Source organism: Comamonas resistens (genome assembly GCF_030064165.1).
Classification (GTDB): domain Bacteria; phylum Pseudomonadota; class Gammaproteobacteria; order Burkholderiales; family Burkholderiaceae_C; genus Comamonas; species Comamonas resistens.
The window spans coordinates 1,782,199-1,802,161 of sequence record NZ_CP125947.1 but is presented as its reverse complement, the minus strand read 5'-3'; the positions used below and the strand labels follow the sequence as shown (position 1 = coordinate 1,802,161).

The window sequence follows — 19,963 nt, the reverse complement described above, 5'->3', positions numbered from 1 at the left end:
CGCTGGCCATGCCCGTGACCTGCCTGCACCAGATTCAGGAGCCAGAAGCTGACATCTGGCCTTGCGTCAATATCGATGTTGACGAGAGCGGCAAGATCACCAACGCCAAGCTGTATTCACCTGGGCTGCCCGCTGGAAATCACGATGTGTATCCAGTGCGCGTCCCATACATGGATGAGCACACGGAGGCTTGGCTGGCTTGCGCAGCAGAACTGCGTAAGCACCTGCCCGAATTCATGCATCTGCGTGACATGAATGGCATCGAATGTGCAGTTGCCGCCATCCGCGAACTTGCGGAACGCTCAGCCCCTGTGCAGGCAGCGCCCGCAGCCGTGGCAGTGCCTGATGACTGGAAGCTGGTTCCGATAGCGCCTACCGAAGCAATGCTTATCGCAATCATGAGTGAAGGCGAAGAGGACGCTGCACGCGAACTTGACCAAAAACTTCTAGGCGAGTTGATGGAGCGCGCGGGCATGCAACAACGCTATGCCAATGTGCTTGCTGCAGCACCCGCGCTTACCGCCACCCCAGCAGGGGTATGCACCCATCGGATTGCAGACGCACGAAACCATGTTGTGAAAAGCGGATACCTGTGCGTTGACTGTGGTGCGCTTTTCTCCGCCGCAGACCATGACGCCACCCCGGCAGCCGCGCCCACCTACATCGAAGTGCGCGAATGTAGTGATTGCGGGCATGTCGGCATCAACGATGCAGACGGCAGCAAGGCTGCGTGCAGCAAGTGCGATTGGCAAGGTGAAAGCCCGGTCGAAGACAGATGCCCTGACTGCAACACAGTGGGCACGATGACAGCCGCATGCGCAAAGTGCGGCTCCAGAGCGTCACTCATAGCCGAAACGCATCTACTGACCGGAGCAGCCGCGCCAGTGGTGCTGCCTGAGCCTGCAGCATGGATCAATCAGCGTTGCATCGTCCGCGACGGTGAGTGCGCCGGGCATGAGCCGCAAGAGCTGAATTTCAACAGGCACGGCGACTGGGACAAGTCCATTGCTCTATTCACAGAGCAGCAAGTGCGCGCCCTGCTGGCCCAGGCCGCTACTACCGGACTTCCAGCGCAGTCGGTGGAGCAAGTTCCCGTTCTGTATGTCAGCAAGGAACAGCTCGACCACCACCGCGACCCGGACGGGCCTGATTCTGCAAACGCCGGGCGATACCTGCCAGCACGCAAAACGCCCGCTGGGAAGCTCACCACGCCATTGTTTGCAGCACCCCAGGCGCAGACCCAGGCAGACGCGCGGGATGCCATCCGCGACCTGATCGCCATTCACAGCGCAGAACTGGAGCAAAACGAGTACGCCTACTTTGAGTTGGCCCACACGCGACAAACAGGCTGGTGCGCTTGGATCACTGACCACCCACGCAGCATGCCGCCCATGCCAACCGTAAATCCAGACCGCAAGGTGATTGCCAGCGGCCAAGGCGACACGCCTGAAGAAGCATGCAGCGCAGCTATCGCGGCAGCAAAGGGGGAGCAGCAGTGAAGCCAACACACGTAATCGGCTGCTGCCAGCTGTATCTCGCGGACTTCAAAGACGTTCTGCCCCACCTGCCACGCGCCCATGCCCTGATCGCTGACCCGCCCTACGGTAACGACTACCGGCAAAAACGCAGTCGCAACAAGCTGGTGCAAACCGATGTGCAGCATGCGCCCATCGTCGGCAATGCCGTGCCATTCGACCCTGCCCCGCTCTTGAGCGCAGGCGATGTTGTCATCCTCTGGGGCGGCAATTACTACGCAGACCGCTTGCCTGCAAACGGCAAGTGGCTTGTGTGGGACAAGCGCGAGCAGACCACGCCGGACGATGGTGCTGACCTCGAAATGGCGTGGACAAACCTCTCTGGTGTGCCACGCATGCACCGCCAGCTCTGGCGCGGAATCTGCCGCCGTGGTGAAGAAAACATCAGTCGTGGCGCGCGCAAGCTGCACCCCAATCAAAAGCCAGTAGCACTGGCTGACTGGTGCATCGACCAGGCAAAGGCGCGCGATGTGACCGACACCCACATGGGTAGCGGAACCATGGGTGTTGCATGTCTACGCCGTGGCATCCAATTCGTTGGCATCGAAATTGACCCCGTGCACTATCAAACAGCGGTTGATCGCTTGCAGAGGGAATACGAAACACAGCGCGCCGCCCAGGCAGCGCAAGGGGAATAAGAACATGAGAGCAAATACACAAATCATCATGGCCGAGTCCAATGAGGCCGCAAGCATTCAGACAGTCACGGGCTGGGTGTCTAGTGATGGGAAGTTTTGGGGCAAAGACGAGCGCCTGGCTCGTTATGCGGGTTCCACACATCACAAATGCGACAAAAACCCGGAGCATCAACCTATAGCGAACGGCAATTACTGCCGTGAGTGCCGTAAAGAGTGCCTGGAGCAGCGCTGGCAAGACATGCCAAAGGAGGCATACACGCCCGAAGCGTTACCGCTCCACCTGTACGACACCGACCGCTACTTCTTTGATGCAGAAGACCTGATTGATTGGCTGGAAGAAAACCAGATCAAGCCAGAAGATGTGCGCCTGACCAAGTGCAGGCCTTCTTACCCAGAAGAGATTGAGCCGAACGAGCATTTCTGCGACATCCTGCCGGAAGACGGCGAGGTGCCAGAGGATGTGCGCGAGGCTTTTGAAAAGCTGAATGAAGTGCTCAAAAAATCGGAGCCGTTCAGCTGGTTTCCAGATGACACACAAGGCGTCACGCTGCCTGCCGATTTTCTCGAATCCGATGATGCCACCCAGGCAGCGCAAGGGGGTGAGTGATGCGGGAAAAGATCATCGAGGTTCTTAGTGAAAAGTATCGGCGCAGTGGCGAAATGACATACGTGATAGCCAACATCATCGGCTTTCGCGGGAACGCGGCACCTGTGCGGCGCGAGCTGGAGCGGATGACGCGAGATGGATTGGTCGAGCGTGCGCCAGACAACACCTATGCGCGCCAGATTAAGTGGCGACTAAAACAGGCAGCAGCCAAGGAAGGAGCGCAGGAATGCTTGCAGCATGGATTGAACTGATGCCGCTGTTTGTTGTGCGGTGGCTTGCGCGCAAGCATTGCGAGCGGTTCCATATGGGCGTCGACCAATTCCATGGCGCGCGCCCCGGCATCTTTGTTATGGCGCAGAAGGAGCAGTGCAATGAGTAGCTGGAGCACCGCCCCGGAATGGGCGCGATGGCGGGCCATGGATGCCAACGGCAGCTGGTGGTGGCACAGCAAAAAGCCGGTGATTGTTGGAAAGGAATGGAGCCACATGGGCTGCTGCGAGCACACAACGTTTGTGGAGCGAGCGCCTGAAAGAAAGCGCGCCCACTTCTGGCCGCTCTCTCTTGAGAAGAGACCCGTAACACAGGAACCCAAGCAATGACACAACAAGCACCGCAAACCACCAGCGAATACCAATCTACCCTCGCATCCAAGTGCCAAGGGGTTGCGCGCAATCTTTCATATAACGATCCGGTTGTTGGTTCTGCAAAGCAAACACTGATTGAGGCGAGCCATGCTCTCGACAGTAGCGCTGTGCGCGTCCACAAGAAGCGCGACGGCTTGCTGCTGATAAATGCTCGCGGCAAATCCAGATATATGACGTGGCGCGAGCGGATTGCCTACCTGCTACTGGGAACAACGGAGATTCGCCCATGACACAACAAGCACAAGCAGAGGCGCTGCAAACACAGCAGTTCTTGATCGCGCGCCGCAGCCATCTTGGTTCGCGCAAGTCAATGTGTGACGACAACGGCAAAGCCGCTTGGGACAAATACACGGCAGCAGCAGACCTGATTGCGCGCCAGGCTGGACGCATCGCGGAACTGGAGCGCACAACTCAGACTGTTGAAATTCCAAACCAGCCCGGTTTGAACATTGACCTCGCGCGGATGCGAGAAGCGGCCCTACACGCCCAAGTGCATGGTGCCGTTTTCAAGGCCAATGGATCGCAAGTCCGCCAAGTGCTGGACTATCTGCATGAACGAACCTTTGAAATCAAGCGCCTGCATGCCCGCGTGCAGGAGCTGGAGCGGTGGCAGGAGGATGTGCGCAGCAATTCCCCGCTGCTGGCCCGCCTGGAGCGCGCCGAACAGCGCGTGAAGGAGCTGGAGGTGGAGCGCGATGCTGCCAAAGGCGCTCTATCAGGCTTGGCCAAGAGGAAAGACGACTGGAAATGGCGCGCCATGGAGGCCGAGGCGCAGCTCAAGGCCCAGCAGGCAGCGGTGCAGATGCCGGAGCCTTGGGGGTATTTGATCGAAGGCCGAATATTTATCGGTCGACTACTGCCGAAGCATGTGAATTCAATGGTGGAGTCAGAGGGACTTCAGCCAACCAAGCTCTACACAGAGCAGCAAGTGCGCACCATGCTCGCAGCCGCGCCAACACCACCAGCGCAGGAGCGCAAGCCGCTGACTGATGAGCAGATTTTGGATGTGCTTCAGCTTACGAACCCGAAGCCTAGCGGCTTGGTTGTAAGGCTTGTTCGCGCCATCGAGCGCGCCCACGGAATACAGGAGAAACCAAATGCCCCGCCCATCTAAACGAGAGATACGCCGCGCTCGCAAATAGAAGCAGCAAAACCGCAACCCCGAGCCCCGCTGATGCGGGGTTCTCTTTTTGGAGGATGGAATGAACCTCTACCTATCGCCTCAAGAGATTGATGATCTGTGCTCACCGCTCACCCAGAGGGCAGCACAGAAGCGATTCATTGAAAAGGTACTTGGCATCCCTGTTGCTGGCCGCCGCCCCGATGGCGTGCCAATCGTCGGGCGAGCTGCTGCCGAAGAGCGGCTGAAGCAGAAGGAAGCCACCGCAACACAATCACGCGGTTTTAACTGGAGCAAATGATGGGACGTAGACGAGAGCGAGCCTCCGGCTTTGGCCTCCTGCCGAGAATGGAGGCCCGACCTCGCAAAGATGGGAAGGTGACCTACCGTTACCACCCGGTCGGCGGAAAGCCCGTAAATCTCGGCACAGATCGCGATGAAGCAATCCGCCAGGTGCTCGGCGTGACTGCCGAATTGAATTCGGCCGGCACAGTGCGTGAGCTGTGGGGCCTGTATCGCAAGAGTGCGAAGTGGACAGACCTCAAGCCCCGAACACAGAGCGACTATGAAAAATACAGCATAAACCTGCTGGGGGTTATGGGCGATGTTGCTGCTGCGGCTATCCGCCCCTCTGACATTGCCCGTTACCTGCGGGTGGAGCGAGCCGATGCCCCGGTGCGTGGAAATCGGGAGGTGGCCCTGCTCTCCAACTTGATGAATATTGCCATCGAGCGCGGCGACATTGACGCCAACCCATGTAAGCAGGTGAAGAAAAATTCAGAGCGCCCGCGCACCGAGGCCCCGGAACCGCATGAGCTGAGCGCCTTTCTTGACTGGCTTTTCAGATCAGGCCCGCACAACAGAACCCTGGCGCTCATGGCTGAATTTGCTGCGCTTGCTGGGTCACGGCGAGCCGAATTTTTGGAGCTGCAAATTCCCCAGATCGACATGCAGGCCAAGGTAATACGCCTGATGCGTGCCAAACAGCACCTTGGCGCCACGAAGGCCGAAACCATCCAGATGGGTCCAGCAATGGAGAACTTGGCCATACGCCTGATCGGGATGCCGCGCCCCGACAGCTCACTCCATGTATTCAACAATACCAAGGGCAACCCGATGACCGAAGCAAACTTCCTCACCGGATGGCAACGGGCAATGGTCTCAGCACTTAAAGAGGGAGTGATTACTCGCAGATTCACATTCCATGATCTGCGGGCGTACTACACGACTCAGCACAAGGAAAAGTACGGCAGCCTGCCTGAGCTGCATGCCAACACAGCAACCACCGCACGGGTTTATGACCGCACCAGGGTGTCGAAGCGCGCATCCCTGAAGTAATGAATATTCCCACGATGGGAATAAAACAGAAAAGCCGCTACAGCTTTAATAGCTGTAGCGGCTTATGCATTCTGGTGGGTCCTGCGAGATTCGAACTCGCGACCAACGGATTAAAAGTCCGCTGCTCTACCGACTGAGCTAAAGACCCCCACACATCAAAAGCAGTGTTGCTTAATCAGTGGAATGGCGTTATTGTAATCTATTTTTCCGACTGCTTGAACAAACTCATCGATTAGTTTGCTTCAGGCCTGTTGACGAGCCAATTGATCGAGCACCCAGCCTGCCGCGCATTGGCCAAAAGTGGCAGTCACCGCCACCACCGAGCCATAGCCGTGGCAGTTCAGACTGCCATCTCCGCTCTCGATGGCGCAAGAGGCATCGGGCAGCGCCACGGCTTCACGACTGAACACACAGTTCACCCCCATGCGCTTGCCATCCTTGGGCGCACCATACTGCTTGCGCAGGCGATAACGCAACTGGGACAACAAGGGATCATGCGTAGTTGCGCTGAGATCGCCAATATCCACCAGATGGGCCAGACGCTTGCCGCCAGCTGCCCCGACCGAAATAAAGCACTGCTTGGCCTTGCGTGCATGAGCCGCCATTTCGGCCTTGGCCTTGATCTGATCGCAGGCATCGATCACGGCATCGGCACCGCCGGGCAGCAGCTTGAGCCAGTTGTCAGGATCCACAAAATCATCAATGCAGTTGACCTCGCAGGCAGGGTTGATCTGGGCAATGCGCTCACGCATGGCTTCGATCTTGGCCTGTCCCACGGTGCTGGTCAGCGCGTGGATCTGGCGATTGATATTGGACTCGGCAACATGATCCATATCGATCAGGGTCAGCTTTGAGACGCCGCTGCGGGCCAGGGCTTCGGCCGTCCAGGAGCCGACTCCGCCTATGCCTACCACCACCACATGCGCTGCGCGAATCCGGGCTGCGCCCTGCACACCATACAAGCGCTCCAGCCCACCAAAGCGCCGCTGCGCATCAACTTCTTCGTTCATAGAAAAAACAGCGCCGTTGGAAGGCGCTGTTTCCGCTTGAGATTGCAAATGCTCTGCCATCACTTGAGCGTCGCCAGCTTGGACTTGGCAATGCCTGCCGCCTCCGAGTTGGGATAGGCTTGCAGCAGATCTTCCAGAGTCTTGCGCGCTGCCTTGGTGTCCTTGAGTTCCACCTGGCAATTGGCAATGGACAGGGCCGCCTCCGGTGCTCGCGCATGCATGGGAGCATTCGTCATGACGGAGCGAAAGTTGCCAATGGCATTCTTGTAGTCCCGCGTGGCGTACTGCGAGTTGCCCAGCCAAAAGCGCACCGAAGGGGTGTAGCCGCTCTTGGGCCATTGGCGCAGAAAAGCCGCGAATGCCTGACCGGCCTCAGGAAACTTGCCCGAACGGAACAGACCCAGAGCCTGCTCGAAGTCCTGCTGCTCGTTGCGATCGGCCGCGAAGTCCTGGCCGTCCACATTGACTGTCACAGGCTCGAACTGGCGCAAGCGCTCGTCAAGGCCCTTGGCCAGTTCCTTCTGCCCGCGCTGCAACTCGGCCGAATCACGGGTCAGTTGCTCGTTCTGCCCACGCAGCTTCGCCTGCTCCGACTTCAGCGCTTCGATCTGCGATTGCAGATCCAGCAGGCTGCGACGGGTCTGCTCCTGCGATTGCTGCAGGCTGTCAACGCGTTGGCGCAGTTCGATGATGGCGCGGCGCGCCTCGTCATCACCAAACAGGGCTGCATGAGCACTGAGGGCAGAACCAGCCAGCAGTCCAGCCGCCACCAGCTTGGGCAGCGTTGCATGACGGAGAGTCAACAAAGCCTGCTGCATCATTAACGGTAGTTGATTTCGACGCGGCGGTTTTGAGCGTAAGCGTCTTCGCTATGGCCTTCCACGGCAGGCTTTTCCTTGCCATAGCTCACGGCTTCGACCTGGGAATCGTTCACACCCAGCAGACCCAGGGAGCGACGCACGGCTTCGGCGCGCTTTTGACCCAGGGCCAGGTTGTATTCACGACCGCCGCGCTCGTCGGTATGACCTTCCAGTTGCACCTTGGCCGAGGGATTGGCCTTGATGAACTTGGCGTGAGCTTCGATCTGGGGCTGTGCATCGGCCTTGACAGAGTAGCTGTCAAAGTCGAAGTACACGATACGGCTGACGCCCTGAGGGCCGGCCTTGGAGGCGGCAGAACCGGTGAGGTCCACACCGGACACGCCGCTTTGGCCTTGGCCATTGGCGCCAGCGCCCTGGCTGGTCAGCGAGCCATCGACGGGCTTGTCGTCGAGCTTAACGCCCGAGCTGCAACCTGCAACCAGGGCAGTCACAGCCAAAGCCAAAGAAAGACGTTTGATAGTCAACATGAGATTTCTCCGAACAGTCCACAGCGGACTTCATCACTAGAAAAGGGAAAGGAACCAACTCAAATCAATGTTTCTGGAACGGGCCCCAGTCGGGCTCTCGTATGTCTCCACCTTGTCCTGCAAGGCGTGCCTTGATCTTGCCGTCCAGCGTGGTCGTCATCAGCGCTTCGCGACCGCCCTGGATGGTGGCGTAGACGATGAGTCGGCTGTTGGGCGCAAAACTGGGGCTTTCATCTGCCGTGGTATCGGTCACCGAGTTGACGGTACCGGTGGCCACATCCATGACCTGCAGCTTGAAGGCGCCGCCCACGCGGGAGATATAGGCCAGCCACTTGCCATCCGGGCTGATGGAGGGCGAGATGTTGTAGCTGCCGTTGAAGGTCACGCGCTCGGCGTTACCGCCAGACACCGAGACCTTGTAGATCTGCGGCGCACCGCCACGATCGCTGACGAAGTAAATGGTGCGGCCATCGCTGGAGAAGCAAGGCTCGGTATCGATGCCTGTGCTTTGCATCAGGCGGCGCGGCTCGCCGCCCTGGGCGCTGAGCAGATAGAGCTGGGAGCCACCGTCGCGGCTCAGCGTCACTGCCAGGCGGCTGCCATCGGGCGACCAGGCTGGCGCGCTGTTGGAGCCACGGAAATTGGCCAGCAGGCGGCGGTGGCCGCTGGCCACATCGTGCACATAGACCACGGGCTTGCGCGCTTCAAACGACACATAGGCCAGCTGCGTGCCATTGGGCGCCCAGGCGGGCGAGATGATGGGCTCAGGGCTGGACAGGGCAGATTGGGCGTTTTCGCCATCGGCGTCGGCAATCCACAGACGGTAATGCGAGCCTGCCTTGGTCACATAGGCGATGCGGGTGGAGAAAATGCCTTTCTCGCCCGTGAGCTTTTCATAGATGTAGTCGGCAATGCGGTGGGCCACCAGTCGCAGGTCACCGGTCGTGACCGCAAAGCCCTGGCCACCCAGATCGGCACCCTTGACAACGTCCCACAGGCGAAAACGCACATCCCAGCGGCCATCGGCCAGGCGGGTGATGCTGCCCGATGCCAGCGCATCAGCGCCTTTTTGCTTCCACATGGCCACATCGGGGCGCGAGGTTTCGTCCAGGGCTACGCCCGAAGCATCGACGCCGCGAAACTGGCCGCTGCGCTCAAGGTCCGCCTGGATAATGGCCGAAATCTTCTGGGGTGCTGCCCCCTCTCCCTTGAACTGCGCAATGGCGATAGGCAACTGGGTCAGGCCCACACCGGTCACTTCAACGCGAAACTGGGCCATTGCCGGCATCGCAGAAGCGGCAGCAAGAGTGCCCAGCATGGCTCGGCGTGAAGCATGCGGCCCTGCCGCTAAAGAGGAAAGGGATGGAAGTCGGTCAAGTGTCATTGGCAGCCATCAAAATCTCCGGGAAACCCCGGCACAAACACAAGCGCGAATGTTACACACACTGACTACTGGCTGATGTAAGAACGTGCTCAGTAGGGTGATCAAACGCAAGTGCGACAATTATTTCAAAACAAGAGCATGCCAGAGTTGGCATACATGAGCTGCCAGCTAATTCTTTCCGAATGTGACAGCGGCCCGGCATCGGCCGGTAGGCTTTTTCTCTTATACCCAGTTACAGGCAGATTGCAAAACAAGGCCAGCTCGAATGACCTGACCCAAGCCCTAGAATCGAGGGCTTATGCAAGCTACCCCTCCCTCACCACCGGGTGACGACGCCAAGACAGCGCCCGTCACACCTCAGCCACCAGCGGCCAGCCATCCCGCCGAGCTGCCGCTGATGCAACGCCTCAAACGGTTGACGCCTTATTTCTCGGGTCAGCGCTGGGCCTGGGGCCTTGCCATTTTCGCCACGCTGATCGGCGCTGCCACCGAACCCGCCATGCCCGCCCTGCTCAAGCCACTGCTGGACAGCGGCTTCACCGCAGGTTCGCTGCCGCTGTGGACGGTGCCGGTGTTTCTGATCGGTCTGTTCGTGATTCGTGGCCTGGCGCAGTTTGCAGGCCAGTACGCACTGGCACGCATTACCAACGACGGCATGCTGGCACTGCGCCAGAAGCTGTTCGAGCGGCTGCTGGCCGCCGACATGAGCCTGTTCTCGCGCCAGTCGGCCTCCGCCCTGTCCAACACCATCGTCTATGAGGTGCAGACCGGCGCCCAACAGTTGGTGCAGGCCATGATGAGCATCTCGCGCGACGGCTTCACGCTGATTGCGCTGCTCGGCTATCTGATCTATCTGAACTGGCAGCTGACGCTGATCGTGGCCTTCATGGTGCCTGGCGTGGCCTGGGTGATGAAGACGCTGTCGCGCCGCCTGTACCGCATCACCAAGAGCAGCCAGACCGCCACCGACCAGCTGGCCTATGTGGTGGAAGAGAACGTGCTGGCCCACCGCATGGTGCGCCTGCATGGTGCCCAGCAGTCCCAGCAGTCGCGCTTCAGCGAGCTGAGCCGCCAGCTGCGCGGCCTCAATACCAAGGCAACGATTGCCTCGGCCGCCATGACGCCGCTGACCCAGGTGCTGGCATCGATTGCGCTGTCGGTGATTCTGTGCATCGCCCTCTGGCAAAGCCGCGAAGACGGCATAGGCGCCGTGCAAGATGTCACGGTGGGCGGCTTTGCCGCCTTCATCTCGGCCATGCTGATGCTGATCGCCCCGATTCGCCGCATGGCCGATGTGGCCAACCCCATCACGCGCGGCGTGGCTGCGCTGGAGCGCGGCCTGTCCCTGCTCGAAGGCTCGACCGATGAACAAGGCGGCAGTTTCAAGCCCACAGGCACCGTCAGCGGCGCGCTGCAGCTGAGCAATGTCAGCGTGCAGTTCGGCGAGGACAAGGCCCCCGCCCTGTCGCGTCTGAGCCTGAGCATCAAGGCCGGTGAGGTCGTGGCCCTGGTCGGCCCATCGGGTGCCGGCAAGACCACGCTGGTCAATCTGCTTCCGCGCTTTCTCTCGCCCACCAGCGGCCAGATCACGCTGGACGGCGTGCAGCTGCCCGAATGGGATCTGAATGCGCTGCGCCAGCAATTCGCCCTGGTCAGTCAGGATGTGGTCATGCTCAACGACAGCGTGGCAGCCAATGTGGCGCTGGGTGCCGACATCGACGAAGCCCGCATCTGGTCTGCCCTGGAAGCGGCCAACCTCGGCGACTTTGTGCGCAACCTGCCCCAGGGCCTGCACACCCTGGTGGGACATAACGCCAGCCAGCTGTCTGGCGGCCAGCGCCAGCGCCTGGCCATTGCCCGCGCGCTGTACAAGAATGCGCCTATCCTGATTCTGGACGAGGCAACCTCGGCCTTGGACAACGAATCCGAACGCCTGGTGCAGGAAGCCCTGAACCGTTTGATGCAGGGTCGCACCACGATCGTGATTGCCCACCGCCTGTCCACCATCGAGCATGCCGACCGCGTGGTGGTGATGGAGCGCGGCCAGATCGCCGAGCAAGGCTCGCATGCCGAACTGATGGACCTGGGCGGTTTGTATGCCCGTTTGCACAACCAGGTGCGCAGCGCCACGCCGGGCGAGCCTCAAATTTAAGAGCTGCTACCGCACATAAACAAAGGACTTCAGGCCTGAATAGGCTTGAAGTCCTTTTTTATTGAGCGCTGTCAGCTATCAAAATACGGCATACGCAAATCAGGCTCGGGCAAGAGCTTCGCCTCTGGGCAGCAGTCCTTGGCGCATCCTTGTTTGCGTAAGTCCTGACAAAAATAGGGAGCCGGCCAAGCTGCTCCTACCAGGTCCCGCGCGATGGCTGAGTGCGGCGCTCGTGCTGCAGGGCCTTGCCCAGCAGATCGGCCATGTACTGACGATCCACCAGCTTGGCAAAGTCGGCCGCCGTCATATTGCGCTGATTGCGCAGCGTGATGTCCGCCCCCTCCTGCAGCAGCAGCTTGACCACGGCCTCGCTGCTGTACTGGGCGGCCATCATCAGCGGCGTCGTGCCATTGGGCGAGGCCGCATCGATATAGGCGCTCTCTTCCAGCAGCAGCTTCACAATGTCCAGTGTCTGGGGCATATCGGCCGAGGCCGCATAGTGCAGCGGCGCCCAGCCTTCACGATTCACGTCGGCGCCGCGCTGAATCAGTTGTTTGACCAGGTCCAGATGTCCCTTGATGCAGGCCATCATCAGCGGCGTCTCGTTCTGCTTGGAGGCCAGATTCACATCGACCTTGGGGGCCTTGAGCAGCACCTCGAAAACCCTGAGCGAGTCCTGATGCAGCGCCGAAACCAGCCCCGGGCGGCCGCGCGTGTCCAGCGTGTTGGGATCGAAGCCGCGAAAGATCAGATCCACCATGGCCCTGTCGTTATCGCTGACCAAGGCACGCGAATAGTCATCGTAGGCATTGGCCCAGGCGGGCGACGCCAGCCCGGCAACTCCGGTCACCGCTGCTGCGCCCAGCCAGTGCAAAGCCTGGCGGCGCGTGGTTTTGGAGTCGATAGCGGCGGCGCAAAGCTGGGTCATGCACTGGCTCCGGAGGTCACGCCCTTGAACAGGCGGTCGAAATTGGCGCTGGTGGCCGCAGCGACTTCCTCTACGGAGATGCCGCGCACCTCGGCAATTTGCTTGGCCACGAAGGGAACGTAGGAAGGATTATTGGTCTTGCCGCGGTAAGGCACGGGCGCAAGATAAGGGCTGTCCGTCTCGATCAGCAGGCGGTCCAGGGGTACAAAGGCCGCCACATCGCGCAGATGCTGGGCGTTCTTGAAGGTCACAATGCCCGACAGGGAGATGTAGTAGCCCATGTCCAGAGCAGCGCGGGCCACGGCCTCGGTCTCGGTAAAGCAGTGAAAAACGCCGCCAGCCTGCGTGGCGGCATCGGCCTCGCCGCACTCGCGCAAAATGGCCAGCGTATCGTCGGAGCTGCTGCGCGTATGGATGACCAGCGGTTTTTGCGTGATCTGGGCAGCCTTGATATGCGTGCGAAAACGCTCGCGCTGCCACTCCAGATCGGCAATCGTGCGGCCGCCCTTGCGGTCTTCCATGCCGTAGTAATCCAGGCCGGTTTCGCCGATGGCTACCACGCGCGGCAGCGCCGCGCGGTCGACCAGGTCCTGCACCGTGGGCTCGGTCATGTCCTCGGTATCGGGGTGCACACCCACCGTGGCCCAGAAGTTGTCATAGTCCAGCGCCAGCTGATGCACATCGGGAAACTCTTCCATGGTCGTGCTGATGCACAGCGCACGCGTGACCTTGGCGGCGGCCATGGCCTCACGGATTTGAGCGAGATTGGCACTCAGCTCTGGAAAATTCAAATGGCAGTGGGAATCGGTGAACATCACGAAATCTGTAATAAGTCAGCCTCTCATTAAACAGGCAGGCTCCAGCTCAGAGACAGCGAGCAAGGGCCGCCCCGCAGTGAGGCTGTCGTCCCCCTTGGGGGAAGCGGCAAAGCCGCTCAGGGGGTTAAATTGTTTGAGTGGGCTTCTCGGAGCTCAGGGCCGTACCCAGGATTTGCTCGATCTTGGCCTTGAGCTCGGCGGACTTGGCATCCTTGGGAAACTGAAGACCCACGCCCTGCGTGCGATTGCCCGAGGCCCGCTCCGGCGTCACCCAGGCCACACGGCCGGCGACGGGATAGCGCTGGGGATCTTCAGGCAAGGTCAGCAGCACATAGACATCATCACCCAGGCGGTAGTCTCGCTGTGTGGGCACGAAGATCCCCCCTTCTGCAAACAACGGAATATAGGCCGCATACAAGGCGACCTTTTCCTTGATCGCCAGCTGCATCACGCTGGGACGGGGAGTGTTGATGGCATTCATAGAGGAGAAAAAGTCTGTGGAGGTGCAAAACAGCAGGGCATTAGGTTAACACCCTGGGCAAGCACCCACCAAACCGCTCTCAGATGGCCGGCTTCCCGGCTCGGGCGACCTTGCCCGAGATCAATACGGCACGCGCCCTGGCGGCCAGTGCCTCGGTCATCAGGCCGGCATTGAACGGATGGTCGGCGGTGCGCGCAGCCTGCATCAGCTCGCGCGACCAGGTCGCCAGCAGCGCCATGGACAGCGGCTTGGCCGGAAGATCCGCCCCCGAGAAGTAACGCGGGCCGGCGCCGGAGGCGATGGCCATCAGGTCGTGACAGATCTTCTGCAGCGCTTCCACCGCATCGGCAGGGGCAAATGCGGCCAGGGCCGCCACATCCCCCTTGGCCAACTGGCGCGGCAATTGGGACCATGCCGCCGCCTTGCCCGCATCGGCAGACATGCGCAGCGCATCACCAGGACGCCCGCCTGCGGCTTGCAGGGCAACAGCGGCATCCTCTGGCTGCAAGCCCTGGGCCTTCAGCCAGGCGGAGGCCTCGGACGCTGTGGGCCAGGTCATGGTGTGAGTCAGGCAGCGGCTGCGGATCGTTGGCAACAGCAGATGCGCAGCTTCGCTGGCCAGCACAAAACGGGTATCTCCTGGCGGCTCCTCCAGCGTCTTGAGCAAGGCGTTGGCCGTGATGGCATTCATCTGCTCGGCCGGGTAGACCAGCACGGCCTTGCCCTTGCCGCGCGCGCTGGTGCGCTGGCAGAACTCCACGGCATCACGCATGGCTTCCACGCGGATTTCCTTGCTGGGTTTGCGTTTTTTGTCGTCGATATCGGCCTGGGCCTTTTCGGGCAGCGGCCAGCCCAGGGCCATCATCTGCACCTCGGGCATGAGCACGCAGAGATCGGCATGGGCACGCACATCGATCGCATGGCAGCTGCCGCAATGCCCGCAAGCGCCCTCGGCCGTGGGCTGCTCGCACAGCCAGGCCCGTACCAGCGACAGGCCCAGCTCATACTGCCCCAGGCCCGACGGGCCTTGCAGCAACCAGGCATGGCCGCGCTGCTGCAGCAGGCGGTTGCGCTGAATGCCAATCCACGGGGCCTGTGGCGAGGTTTCACTCATGGCTTGTTCCCGACCATAAAGGCCAGCCAGCCCTTGCGGATCACCGCCTGGGTGATCTGCTGCCAGACGGCGTGGCGGCTGTTGTTGGCATCGATGCGCACAAAACGCTGCGGCGCAGCTTGCGCACGACGTGCATAGCCTTGGGCGACGCGGGCAAAGAATTCACCGGGCTGAGCCTCGAAACGGTCGGGCACGCGGGCCGTGGCCAGCCGCTCTGCCGCCACTTCGGCCGGCAGATCGAACCACAGCGTCATATCGGGTTCACGCATGAAATTTTGAGTCAAATCCGCCTGCAGCGCAGTACCAGTCTGCGCCATACGCTCCAGAATCGATAGCTGATCCCAGTCAAAACCCCGGCCAGCGCCCTGATAGGCAAATGTGGCATCGGTAAAACGGTCGCTGATGACCACCTCGCCACGTGCCAGCGCAGGCTCGATCACCTGCACCAGATGGTCGCGCCGGGCCGCAAAGGCAATAAGCGCCTCTGTCAGCGGGTCCATGGCATCGTGCAGCATCAGCGCACGCAGCTTCTCCGCCAGGGGCGTGCCACCGGGCTCGCGCGTCAGGGTCACGACGCGCCCCTGGTCGCGAAAAGCCTGGGCCAGACCTTCGATATGCGAGGACTTGCCCGCACCGTCTATGCCCTCGAAACTGATGAACAGTCCTGTTGTCATTCAAAAATCATCCATTTATTGCGAGCTGCACCCGAAAAGGCATGCCCCATCAAAGAGACACCGAGGAAGCGCCGCCGCGCACCGAGGGTGTCGTCCCCCTCAGGGGGAAGGCGCGCCAGCGCCTCAGGGGGAACTTATTGCCCGCCTCTCTGATAGCGGTTCACCGCCCTATTGTGTTCGTCCAGCGTGGCACTGAAGTGGCTGGAGCCATCGCCGCGCGCCACAAAGTACAAAGCCTTAGTCTGCTCGGGCTGCACGGCCGCCATCAGCGCGGCCTTGCCGGGCATGGCGATCGGCGTGGGCGGCAGGCCTGCGCGGGTATAGGTGTTCCAGGGCGTATCGGTCTGCAGATCGCGCTTGCGCAGATTGCCGTCGAATTTGGCCCCCAGCCCGTAGATGACGCTGGGGTCGGTCTGCAGCAACATGCCAACGCGCAGCCGGTTGCTGAACACCCCGGCAATCTGGGCCCGGTCTGCGGCCTTGCCGGTTTCCTTCTCCACGATGCTGGCCAGGATCAGGGCCTCATCGGCGGACTTGAGCGGCGTGTTGGCTGCACGCATGGCCCAGGCATCGGCCAGGCGGCGATCCATGGCATGCAGGGCGCGGCGCAGCAAGGCGATGTCCGAGCTGCCCTTGGCATAGGTATAGGTATCAGGGAAGAAGCGGCCTTCGGGATGCACGCCCGCGCGTTCGAGCTGGGCCATGATGGCCTCGTCGCTCATGCCCGCGCTGTCCTGCTTGAGAAATTCTTCGCGCGCCAGGGCTGCGCGCACCTGACGCCAGTTCCAGCCCTCGACCAGAGTCAGCGCACGCAGGCTTTCCTCGCCACGTGCCAGCTTCTGCAGCAGCTCATAGGGAGTCAGGCCCGTGCTCAGCTCGTAATTGCCGGCCTTGATGGCACGATCCTTGCCGGAGAGACGGAACCAGGCATACAGCAGGCGCGCATCGGTCTGCACACCAGCCTTGACCACGTTCTGGGCCACACCGCGCGGTGTGGTGCCGGGCTCGATCTCCAGCTCCAGATTGGGCTGGGACAGTTGCAGCGGCTGATGCAGCCACCACCATGCGCCGCCCGCCGCAGCAGCGGCCAGCAACAGCAAAATAATCAGTGCACGAAATAAAGCACGCACAACCTTGATCCATTGAAGACTTAGAGCGGCGATCATAATTCAGCCATGACTCAGTCCACCTTGTCCGCTCCCACAGCCCTGCAGCCTCTCAACGGCATCACTCCCCTCTCCCATCTGGGTGTCATTCGCGCCATGGGGGCCGATGCGGCCAGTTTTCTGCACGGTCAGCTGAGCAACGACTTTGCGCTGCTGGATATGAATCACGCCCGTCTGGCTGCGTTTTGCACGGCCAAGGGCCGCATGCTGGCCAGCTTTATCGGTTTCAAGCGTTCGGCCGAGGAAATTGTGCTCATTTGTGACCGCAGCCTGCTGGCGCCCACGCTCAAGCGCCTGTCCATGTTTGTGCTGCGCGCCCAATGCAAGCTCAGCGACGCCACTGGCGAATTCGGCCTCTACGGCCTGGCCGGCAGCGCGGCCCAGCAATACCTGGGTGCCGATGCCGCCCCATGGAGTCTCAAACATGAAGGCCAAGCCAGTGTGCTGGCCCTCTACCCGGCGGCAGGCAATGACCGTGCGCTGTGGATTGCCCCCACAGGCCAGCGCCCCGAAGGCCAAGCGCTAGGCGAAGACCTGTGGCAATGGTCCGAAGTGCAAAGCGGCGTGGCCACGCTGTCCGCGCCCGTGGTCGACGCTTTCGTGCCCCAGATGCTCAACTACGAGTCCCTGGGCGGTGTGAACTTCAAAAAGGGCTGCTATCCCGGCCAGGAGATCGTGGCCCGCAGCCAGTTCCGCGGCACGCTCAAGCGCCGCACTTATCTGGTCCATGCAGAGAAGGCTCTGGCCGTGGGTCAGGAAGTCTTCAGCCACGAGGATCTGGAGCAATCCACGGGCACCGTGGTACAGGCTGCGGCAACGCCCGGCGGAGGCTGGGATGCCCTGGTGTCCATGCAGATTGCATCGTCCACGCGCGACGACCTGTTTGCCCACGCTGCATTGAGCGAAGGCCAGAGCGCCGACGCAGCCAACGGCATCGATCTGCAGTTGCTGCCCCTGCCCTACGAGCTGCTGGCCGATATCTGACTGCCGCTATTCCCCTGCCTCCGCCGCCCAGCCTGCCTTTCCGCCTTGCGCATCGCCGCGGTAGTGGACAGGGCTGTGGCTGCCGGGCCTGCAGCCATGACAGGACAGACTGCAGACCCAGCGCCAGCCATCCGTAGGATTACTGAGCCCACTGGGCAAAGCTGCGAATGGGCAGGCCCGCAATCGCCCCCTACAGTTCAGCCATTGCCTGAAACCTGTACGGCTTACGCACATCAGGTTCAAACAAGAGCTTCGCTTCAAGGCCGCAACCCTTGGCGCACCCTTGTTTGCGTAAGTCCCAACCTGAACTCTAGGAGTCGAAATGAACCAACGCCTGCTGAAGACCGCCGCGACCGCTGCCATTGCCCTGGGCCTGAGCGCCGCCGCCCTGGCTTCCACCACCACCAACCGCAGCCTTGCATCGGCCACCGCCGGGCAACTGGCCCAGCAGACCGTGGCGGCCTGCAGCGCCGAAGGCTATAACGTCAGCGCCTCCGTGGTGGACCGCGCCGGCGTGCTGCTGGCCCTGGTGCGCGCCGATGGCGCAGGCACCCACACGGTAGAGGCTTCGCGCGCCAAGGCCTTCACCTCGGCCTCTTCGCGCAACCCCACCAGCGGCATTGCCAAGGCGGTTCAGTCCAACCCCGATGCTGCCGGCATGGCCCAGATTCCCGGTTTCCTGGTGCTGGCCGGCGGCGTGCCGGTGAAGATTGGCAATGACACCGTGGGCGCCATCGGCGTGGCCGGCGCCCCCGGCGGTCATCTGGATGAAGCCTGCGCACAGAAGGCGCTGGCCGCCATCAAGGATCAGCTGCAATAAACCCGCAGACACCGCAGGTGAGAAAGGACAGGATTCGAACCTGCGTGCGGCACAGCCACAGGGGCATTGCCGCAGAGCGCTCCCGCCAACAACAGCCAGCAGCAACGCTGGCTTTGTCGCTTTTGGGTGGCGCCCACCTTCAGCCGCTCAGTCACCTTTCTCGCTGTATTGCGTCAAAACACGCCGTAGCGATAGGCCGCATAGCCCGCGGCCAGCACGCCGATCACGCACAGCACCGTCATGATGCGTCCCATGTTCAGGCCTTTCGGATATGAATCAAATCAGACTGCAGCGCTTATCCATCAAGCGCTGACAGCTATCAAAACCGGAATCCTTATAACACCCGGCGCATGGTGATGTGAGGAATGCCGGCTTCCTCGTAGGGATCGCCCTCGGGCAGGAAGCCTGCACGCAGATAGAAGGGCTCGGCATGGCGCTGAGCGTGCAGCACCACCTCGCTATCGCCGCGTTCGCGGGCAGCCTCGACCAGGCTGTCCAGCACCATGCGCCCCCAGCGGCCGCCGCGCACGCCACGGTCCACCGCCATGCGGCCGATGCGGCCCACGCCCGGCGCATCGCTGACCAGACGGCCCGTTGCCACGGGCTGCTGCAGCGCATTGAGCAAGACGACATGGCGGGCAATCGGATCGAACTCGTCGATCTCGATCTCGCGCGGCACGCCCTGCTCTTTCACAAATACCGCCATGCGCAGGCGCTCGGCCTCGCGGCCCAGATCGTTCCAGCTGCCGGAGCGCAGGCTGACCACCTCCTGGCCCGCTTCAAACGCCGTCAGCACATCGCGCATGGCCTGCGGCAGAGGCTGGGGCGTCTGCGTGGCGGCGTCTGCAAACACATAGACCAGCTCCACGGTATTGAGCAGCTCCATGCCGCGGAAGATGCCGGCCTCGAACTGCACCGAGCTATTGCCTTGCCTGACGCAGCGTATGCCCACATCCAGCACATCGCCCAGCGTGGCCGAGGCGTGATAGGTGGTGCTGGCCTTTTTGACAAACAGCTCGCCGCCCAGCGCGGCAAAGCCTGCCTCGTAAGGAATCGCCAGCTGGCGCCAGTAGTGGGTGATGGCCACATCGGCATACATCAGGTAATGGGCGTTGAAGACGATCTTCTGCGCATCCACCTCGGCCCAGCGCACCTCAATACGGGTAAAGCTGCGAAAGTCTTGTCGGTTCATATTCTGTTCT

Annotated in this window: 23 protein-coding genes and 1 tRNA gene; 12 read left to right on the top strand and 12 right to left on the bottom strand. The window is 61.3% G+C overall.

The genetic code is table 11. From position 1 onward, the window contains the following. Positions 1-14: 14 nt before the first annotated feature. The 9 genes from QMY55_RS08355 (at position 15) to QMY55_RS08315 (ending at position 5,882) form a co-directional block, all read left to right on the top strand. Complete coding sequence (locus tag QMY55_RS08355; protein WP_283488160.1) at positions 15-1,499, top strand: hypothetical protein; 1,485 nt, start codon at positions 15-17, stop codon at positions 1,497-1,499. Next, on the top strand, positions 1,457-2,173 hold the full coding sequence (locus tag QMY55_RS08350) for a DNA methyltransferase (RefSeq protein WP_283488159.1): 717 nt from the start codon (positions 1,457-1,459) through the stop codon (positions 2,171-2,173). The genes QMY55_RS08355 and QMY55_RS08350 overlap by 43 nt, the downstream gene beginning before the upstream one ends. Before the next feature lie 4 nt (positions 2,174-2,177). Continuing rightward, a complete protein-coding gene (locus tag QMY55_RS08345; protein ID WP_283488158.1) occupies positions 2,178-2,780 on the top strand; it encodes a hypothetical protein in 603 nt (200 codons plus the stop codon). After that, positions 2,780-3,031: a hypothetical protein gene (locus QMY55_RS08340; protein ID WP_283488157.1), complete on the top strand. Its 252-nt coding sequence runs from the start codon at positions 2,780-2,782 to the stop codon at positions 3,029-3,031. Before QMY55_RS08345 ends, QMY55_RS08340 begins: the two co-directional genes overlap by 1 nt. Further along, entirely contained in the window at positions 3,007-3,159 is a 153-nt protein-coding gene (locus QMY55_RS08335) for a hypothetical protein (RefSeq protein WP_283488156.1), read from the top strand. The genes QMY55_RS08340 and QMY55_RS08335 overlap by 25 nt, the downstream gene beginning before the upstream one ends. A gap of 216 nt (positions 3,160-3,375) precedes the next feature. Beyond that, positions 3,376-3,654, top strand: a complete 279-nt coding sequence (locus tag QMY55_RS08330) for a hypothetical protein (protein ID WP_283488155.1) — start codon at positions 3,376-3,378, stop codon at positions 3,652-3,654. Then, positions 3,651-4,538 carry a hypothetical protein gene (locus QMY55_RS08325; RefSeq protein WP_283488154.1) on the top strand — a complete coding sequence of 296 codons (888 nt, stop codon included), beginning with the start codon at positions 3,651-3,653 and terminating at the stop codon, positions 4,536-4,538. Before QMY55_RS08330 ends, QMY55_RS08325 begins: the two co-directional genes overlap by 4 nt. 88 nt (positions 4,539-4,626) lie before the next feature. Next, positions 4,627-4,845: a hypothetical protein gene (locus QMY55_RS08320; RefSeq protein WP_283488153.1), complete on the top strand. Its 219-nt coding sequence runs from the start codon at positions 4,627-4,629 to the stop codon at positions 4,843-4,845. Positions 4,846-4,922: 77 nt separating this feature from the next. Further along, positions 4,923-5,882, top strand: coding sequence for a tyrosine-type recombinase/integrase (locus tag QMY55_RS08315; protein ID WP_328517810.1), 960 nt, complete (start codon positions 4,923-4,925; stop codon positions 5,880-5,882). A gap of 72 nt (positions 5,883-5,954) precedes the next feature. On the opposite strand, the gene QMY55_RS08310 is transcribed toward QMY55_RS08315, so the two are convergent. From QMY55_RS08310 to tolB, 5 genes are all read right to left on the bottom strand, one after another. Beyond that, positions 5,955-6,030, bottom strand: a tRNA-Lys gene (locus QMY55_RS08310). A gap of 94 nt (positions 6,031-6,124) precedes the next feature. Beyond that, positions 6,125-6,952 carry a tRNA threonylcarbamoyladenosine dehydratase gene (locus QMY55_RS08305; RefSeq protein ID WP_407650645.1) on the bottom strand — a complete coding sequence of 276 codons (828 nt, stop codon included), beginning with the start codon at positions 6,950-6,952 and terminating at the stop codon, positions 6,125-6,127. Further along, a complete protein-coding gene (gene ybgF / locus QMY55_RS08300; RefSeq protein ID WP_283488150.1) occupies positions 6,952-7,713 on the bottom strand; it encodes a tol-pal system protein YbgF in 762 nt (253 codons plus the stop codon). Before ybgF ends, QMY55_RS08305 begins: the two co-directional genes overlap by 1 nt. Further along, positions 7,713-8,240 (bottom strand): peptidoglycan-associated lipoprotein Pal, encoded by a 528-nt coding sequence (pal, locus tag QMY55_RS08295; protein WP_283488149.1) that lies wholly within the window; start codon positions 8,238-8,240, stop codon positions 7,713-7,715. Before pal ends, ybgF begins: the two co-directional genes overlap by 1 nt. 64 nt (positions 8,241-8,304) lie before the next feature. Continuing rightward, the gene (tolB, locus tag QMY55_RS08290; RefSeq protein WP_283488148.1) at positions 8,305-9,624 is read right to left on the bottom strand and encodes a Tol-Pal system beta propeller repeat protein TolB; all 1,320 of its coding nucleotides are present in this window, start codon (positions 9,622-9,624) and stop codon (positions 8,305-8,307) included. 298 nt (positions 9,625-9,922) lie between these two features. On the opposite strand from tolB, the gene msbA reads away from it, so the two are divergent. Then, complete coding sequence (gene msbA, locus QMY55_RS08285; RefSeq protein WP_407650644.1) at positions 9,923-11,776, top strand: lipid A export permease/ATP-binding protein MsbA; 1,854 nt, start codon at positions 9,923-9,925, stop codon at positions 11,774-11,776. Positions 11,777-11,972: 196 nt separating this feature from the next. On the opposite strand, the gene QMY55_RS08280 is transcribed toward msbA, so the two are convergent. The 6 genes from QMY55_RS08280 to mltG form a co-directional block, all read right to left on the bottom strand. Next, entirely contained in the window at positions 11,973-12,704 is a 732-nt protein-coding gene (locus QMY55_RS08280; protein ID WP_283488147.1) for an ankyrin repeat domain-containing protein, read from the bottom strand. Next, complete coding sequence (locus QMY55_RS08275) at positions 12,701-13,519, bottom strand: TatD family hydrolase (protein WP_283488146.1); 819 nt, start codon at positions 13,517-13,519, stop codon at positions 12,701-12,703. The genes QMY55_RS08280 and QMY55_RS08275 overlap by 4 nt, the downstream gene beginning before the upstream one ends. A gap of 127 nt (positions 13,520-13,646) precedes the next feature. After that, positions 13,647-14,003: a PilZ domain-containing protein gene (locus QMY55_RS08270; RefSeq protein ID WP_283488145.1), complete on the bottom strand. Its 357-nt coding sequence runs from the start codon at positions 14,001-14,003 to the stop codon at positions 13,647-13,649. Between the two features lie 79 nt (positions 14,004-14,082). After that, positions 14,083-15,117: a DNA polymerase III subunit gene (locus QMY55_RS08265; RefSeq protein WP_283488144.1), complete on the bottom strand. Its 1,035-nt coding sequence runs from the start codon at positions 15,115-15,117 to the stop codon at positions 14,083-14,085. Then, on the bottom strand, positions 15,114-15,791 hold the full coding sequence (tmk, locus tag QMY55_RS08260; RefSeq protein WP_283488143.1) for a dTMP kinase: 678 nt from the start codon (positions 15,789-15,791) through the stop codon (positions 15,114-15,116). Before tmk ends, QMY55_RS08265 begins: the two co-directional genes overlap by 4 nt. Before the next feature lie 134 nt (positions 15,792-15,925). Continuing rightward, entirely contained in the window at positions 15,926-16,921 is a 996-nt protein-coding gene (gene mltG, locus QMY55_RS08255) for an endolytic transglycosylase MltG (protein WP_283488142.1), read from the bottom strand. A gap of 45 nt (positions 16,922-16,966) precedes the next feature. Here mltG and ygfZ point away from each other — a divergent pair, with 45 nt between their 5' ends. Then, positions 16,967-17,941 (top strand): CAF17-like 4Fe-4S cluster assembly/insertion protein YgfZ, encoded by a 975-nt coding sequence (gene ygfZ / locus QMY55_RS08250; RefSeq protein ID WP_283488141.1) that lies wholly within the window; start codon positions 16,967-16,969, stop codon positions 17,939-17,941. Between the two features lie 322 nt (positions 17,942-18,263). Next, entirely contained in the window at positions 18,264-18,761 is a 498-nt protein-coding gene (locus tag QMY55_RS08245; protein WP_283488140.1) for a GlcG/HbpS family heme-binding protein, read from the top strand. Between the two features lie 334 nt (positions 18,762-19,095). On the opposite strand, the gene QMY55_RS08240 is transcribed toward QMY55_RS08245, so the two are convergent. Continuing rightward, a complete protein-coding gene (locus tag QMY55_RS08240) occupies positions 19,096-19,953 on the bottom strand; it encodes a GNAT family N-acetyltransferase (protein ID WP_283488139.1) in 858 nt (285 codons plus the stop codon). Positions 19,954-19,963: the final 10 nt, after the last annotated feature.

Bases quoted from the DNA above. Each gene is read 5' to 3' on its own strand.
- QMY55_RS08350 (WP_283488159.1), top strand. From the start codon at position 1,457: ATGCAGCGCAGCTATCGCGGCAGCAAAGGGGGAGCAGCAGTGAAGCCA.
- QMY55_RS08345 (WP_283488158.1), top strand. From the start codon at position 2,178: ATGAGAGCAAATACACAAATCATCATGGCCGAGTCCAATGAGGCCGCA.
- QMY55_RS08340 (WP_283488157.1), top strand. From the start codon at position 2,780: ATGCGGGAAAAGATCATCGAGGTTCTTAGTGAAAAGTATCGGCGCAGT.
- QMY55_RS08335 (WP_283488156.1), top strand. From the start codon at position 3,007: ATGCTTGCAGCATGGATTGAACTGATGCCGCTGTTTGTTGTGCGGTGG.
- QMY55_RS08330 (WP_283488155.1), top strand. From the start codon at position 3,376: ATGACACAACAAGCACCGCAAACCACCAGCGAATACCAATCTACCCTC.
- QMY55_RS08325 (WP_283488154.1), top strand. From the start codon at position 3,651: ATGACACAACAAGCACAAGCAGAGGCGCTGCAAACACAGCAGTTCTTG.
- QMY55_RS08320 (WP_283488153.1), top strand. From the start codon at position 4,627: ATGAACCTCTACCTATCGCCTCAAGAGATTGATGATCTGTGCTCACCG.
- QMY55_RS08305 (WP_407650645.1), bottom strand. From the start codon at position 6,952: ATGGCAGAGCATTTGCAATCTCAAGCGGAAACAGCGCCTTCCAACGGC.
- ybgF (WP_283488150.1), bottom strand. From the start codon at position 7,713: ATGATGCAGCAGGCTTTGTTGACTCTCCGTCATGCAACGCTGCCCAAG.
- pal (WP_283488149.1), bottom strand. From the start codon at position 8,240: ATGTTGACTATCAAACGTCTTTCTTTGGCTTTGGCTGTGACTGCCCTG.
- tolB (WP_283488148.1), bottom strand. From the start codon at position 9,624: ATGACACTTGACCGACTTCCATCCCTTTCCTCTTTAGCGGCAGGGCCG.
- msbA (WP_407650644.1), top strand. From the start codon at position 9,923: ATGCAAGCTACCCCTCCCTCACCACCGGGTGACGACGCCAAGACAGCG.
- QMY55_RS08280 (WP_283488147.1), bottom strand. From the start codon at position 12,704: ATGACCCAGCTTTGCGCCGCCGCTATCGACTCCAAAACCACGCGCCGC.
- QMY55_RS08275 (WP_283488146.1), bottom strand. From the start codon at position 13,519: ATGTTCACCGATTCCCACTGCCATTTGAATTTTCCAGAGCTGAGTGCC.
- QMY55_RS08270 (WP_283488145.1), bottom strand. From the start codon at position 14,003: ATGAATGCCATCAACACTCCCCGTCCCAGCGTGATGCAGCTGGCGATC.
- QMY55_RS08265 (WP_283488144.1), bottom strand. From the start codon at position 15,117: ATGAGTGAAACCTCGCCACAGGCCCCGTGGATTGGCATTCAGCGCAAC.
- tmk (WP_283488143.1), bottom strand. From the start codon at position 15,791: ATGACAACAGGACTGTTCATCAGTTTCGAGGGCATAGACGGTGCGGGC.
- ygfZ (WP_283488141.1), top strand. From the start codon at position 16,967: ATGACTCAGTCCACCTTGTCCGCTCCCACAGCCCTGCAGCCTCTCAAC.
- QMY55_RS08245 (WP_283488140.1), top strand. From the start codon at position 18,264: ATGAACCAACGCCTGCTGAAGACCGCCGCGACCGCTGCCATTGCCCTG.
- QMY55_RS08240 (WP_283488139.1), bottom strand. From the start codon at position 19,953: ATGAACCGACAAGACTTTCGCAGCTTTACCCGTATTGAGGTGCGCTGG.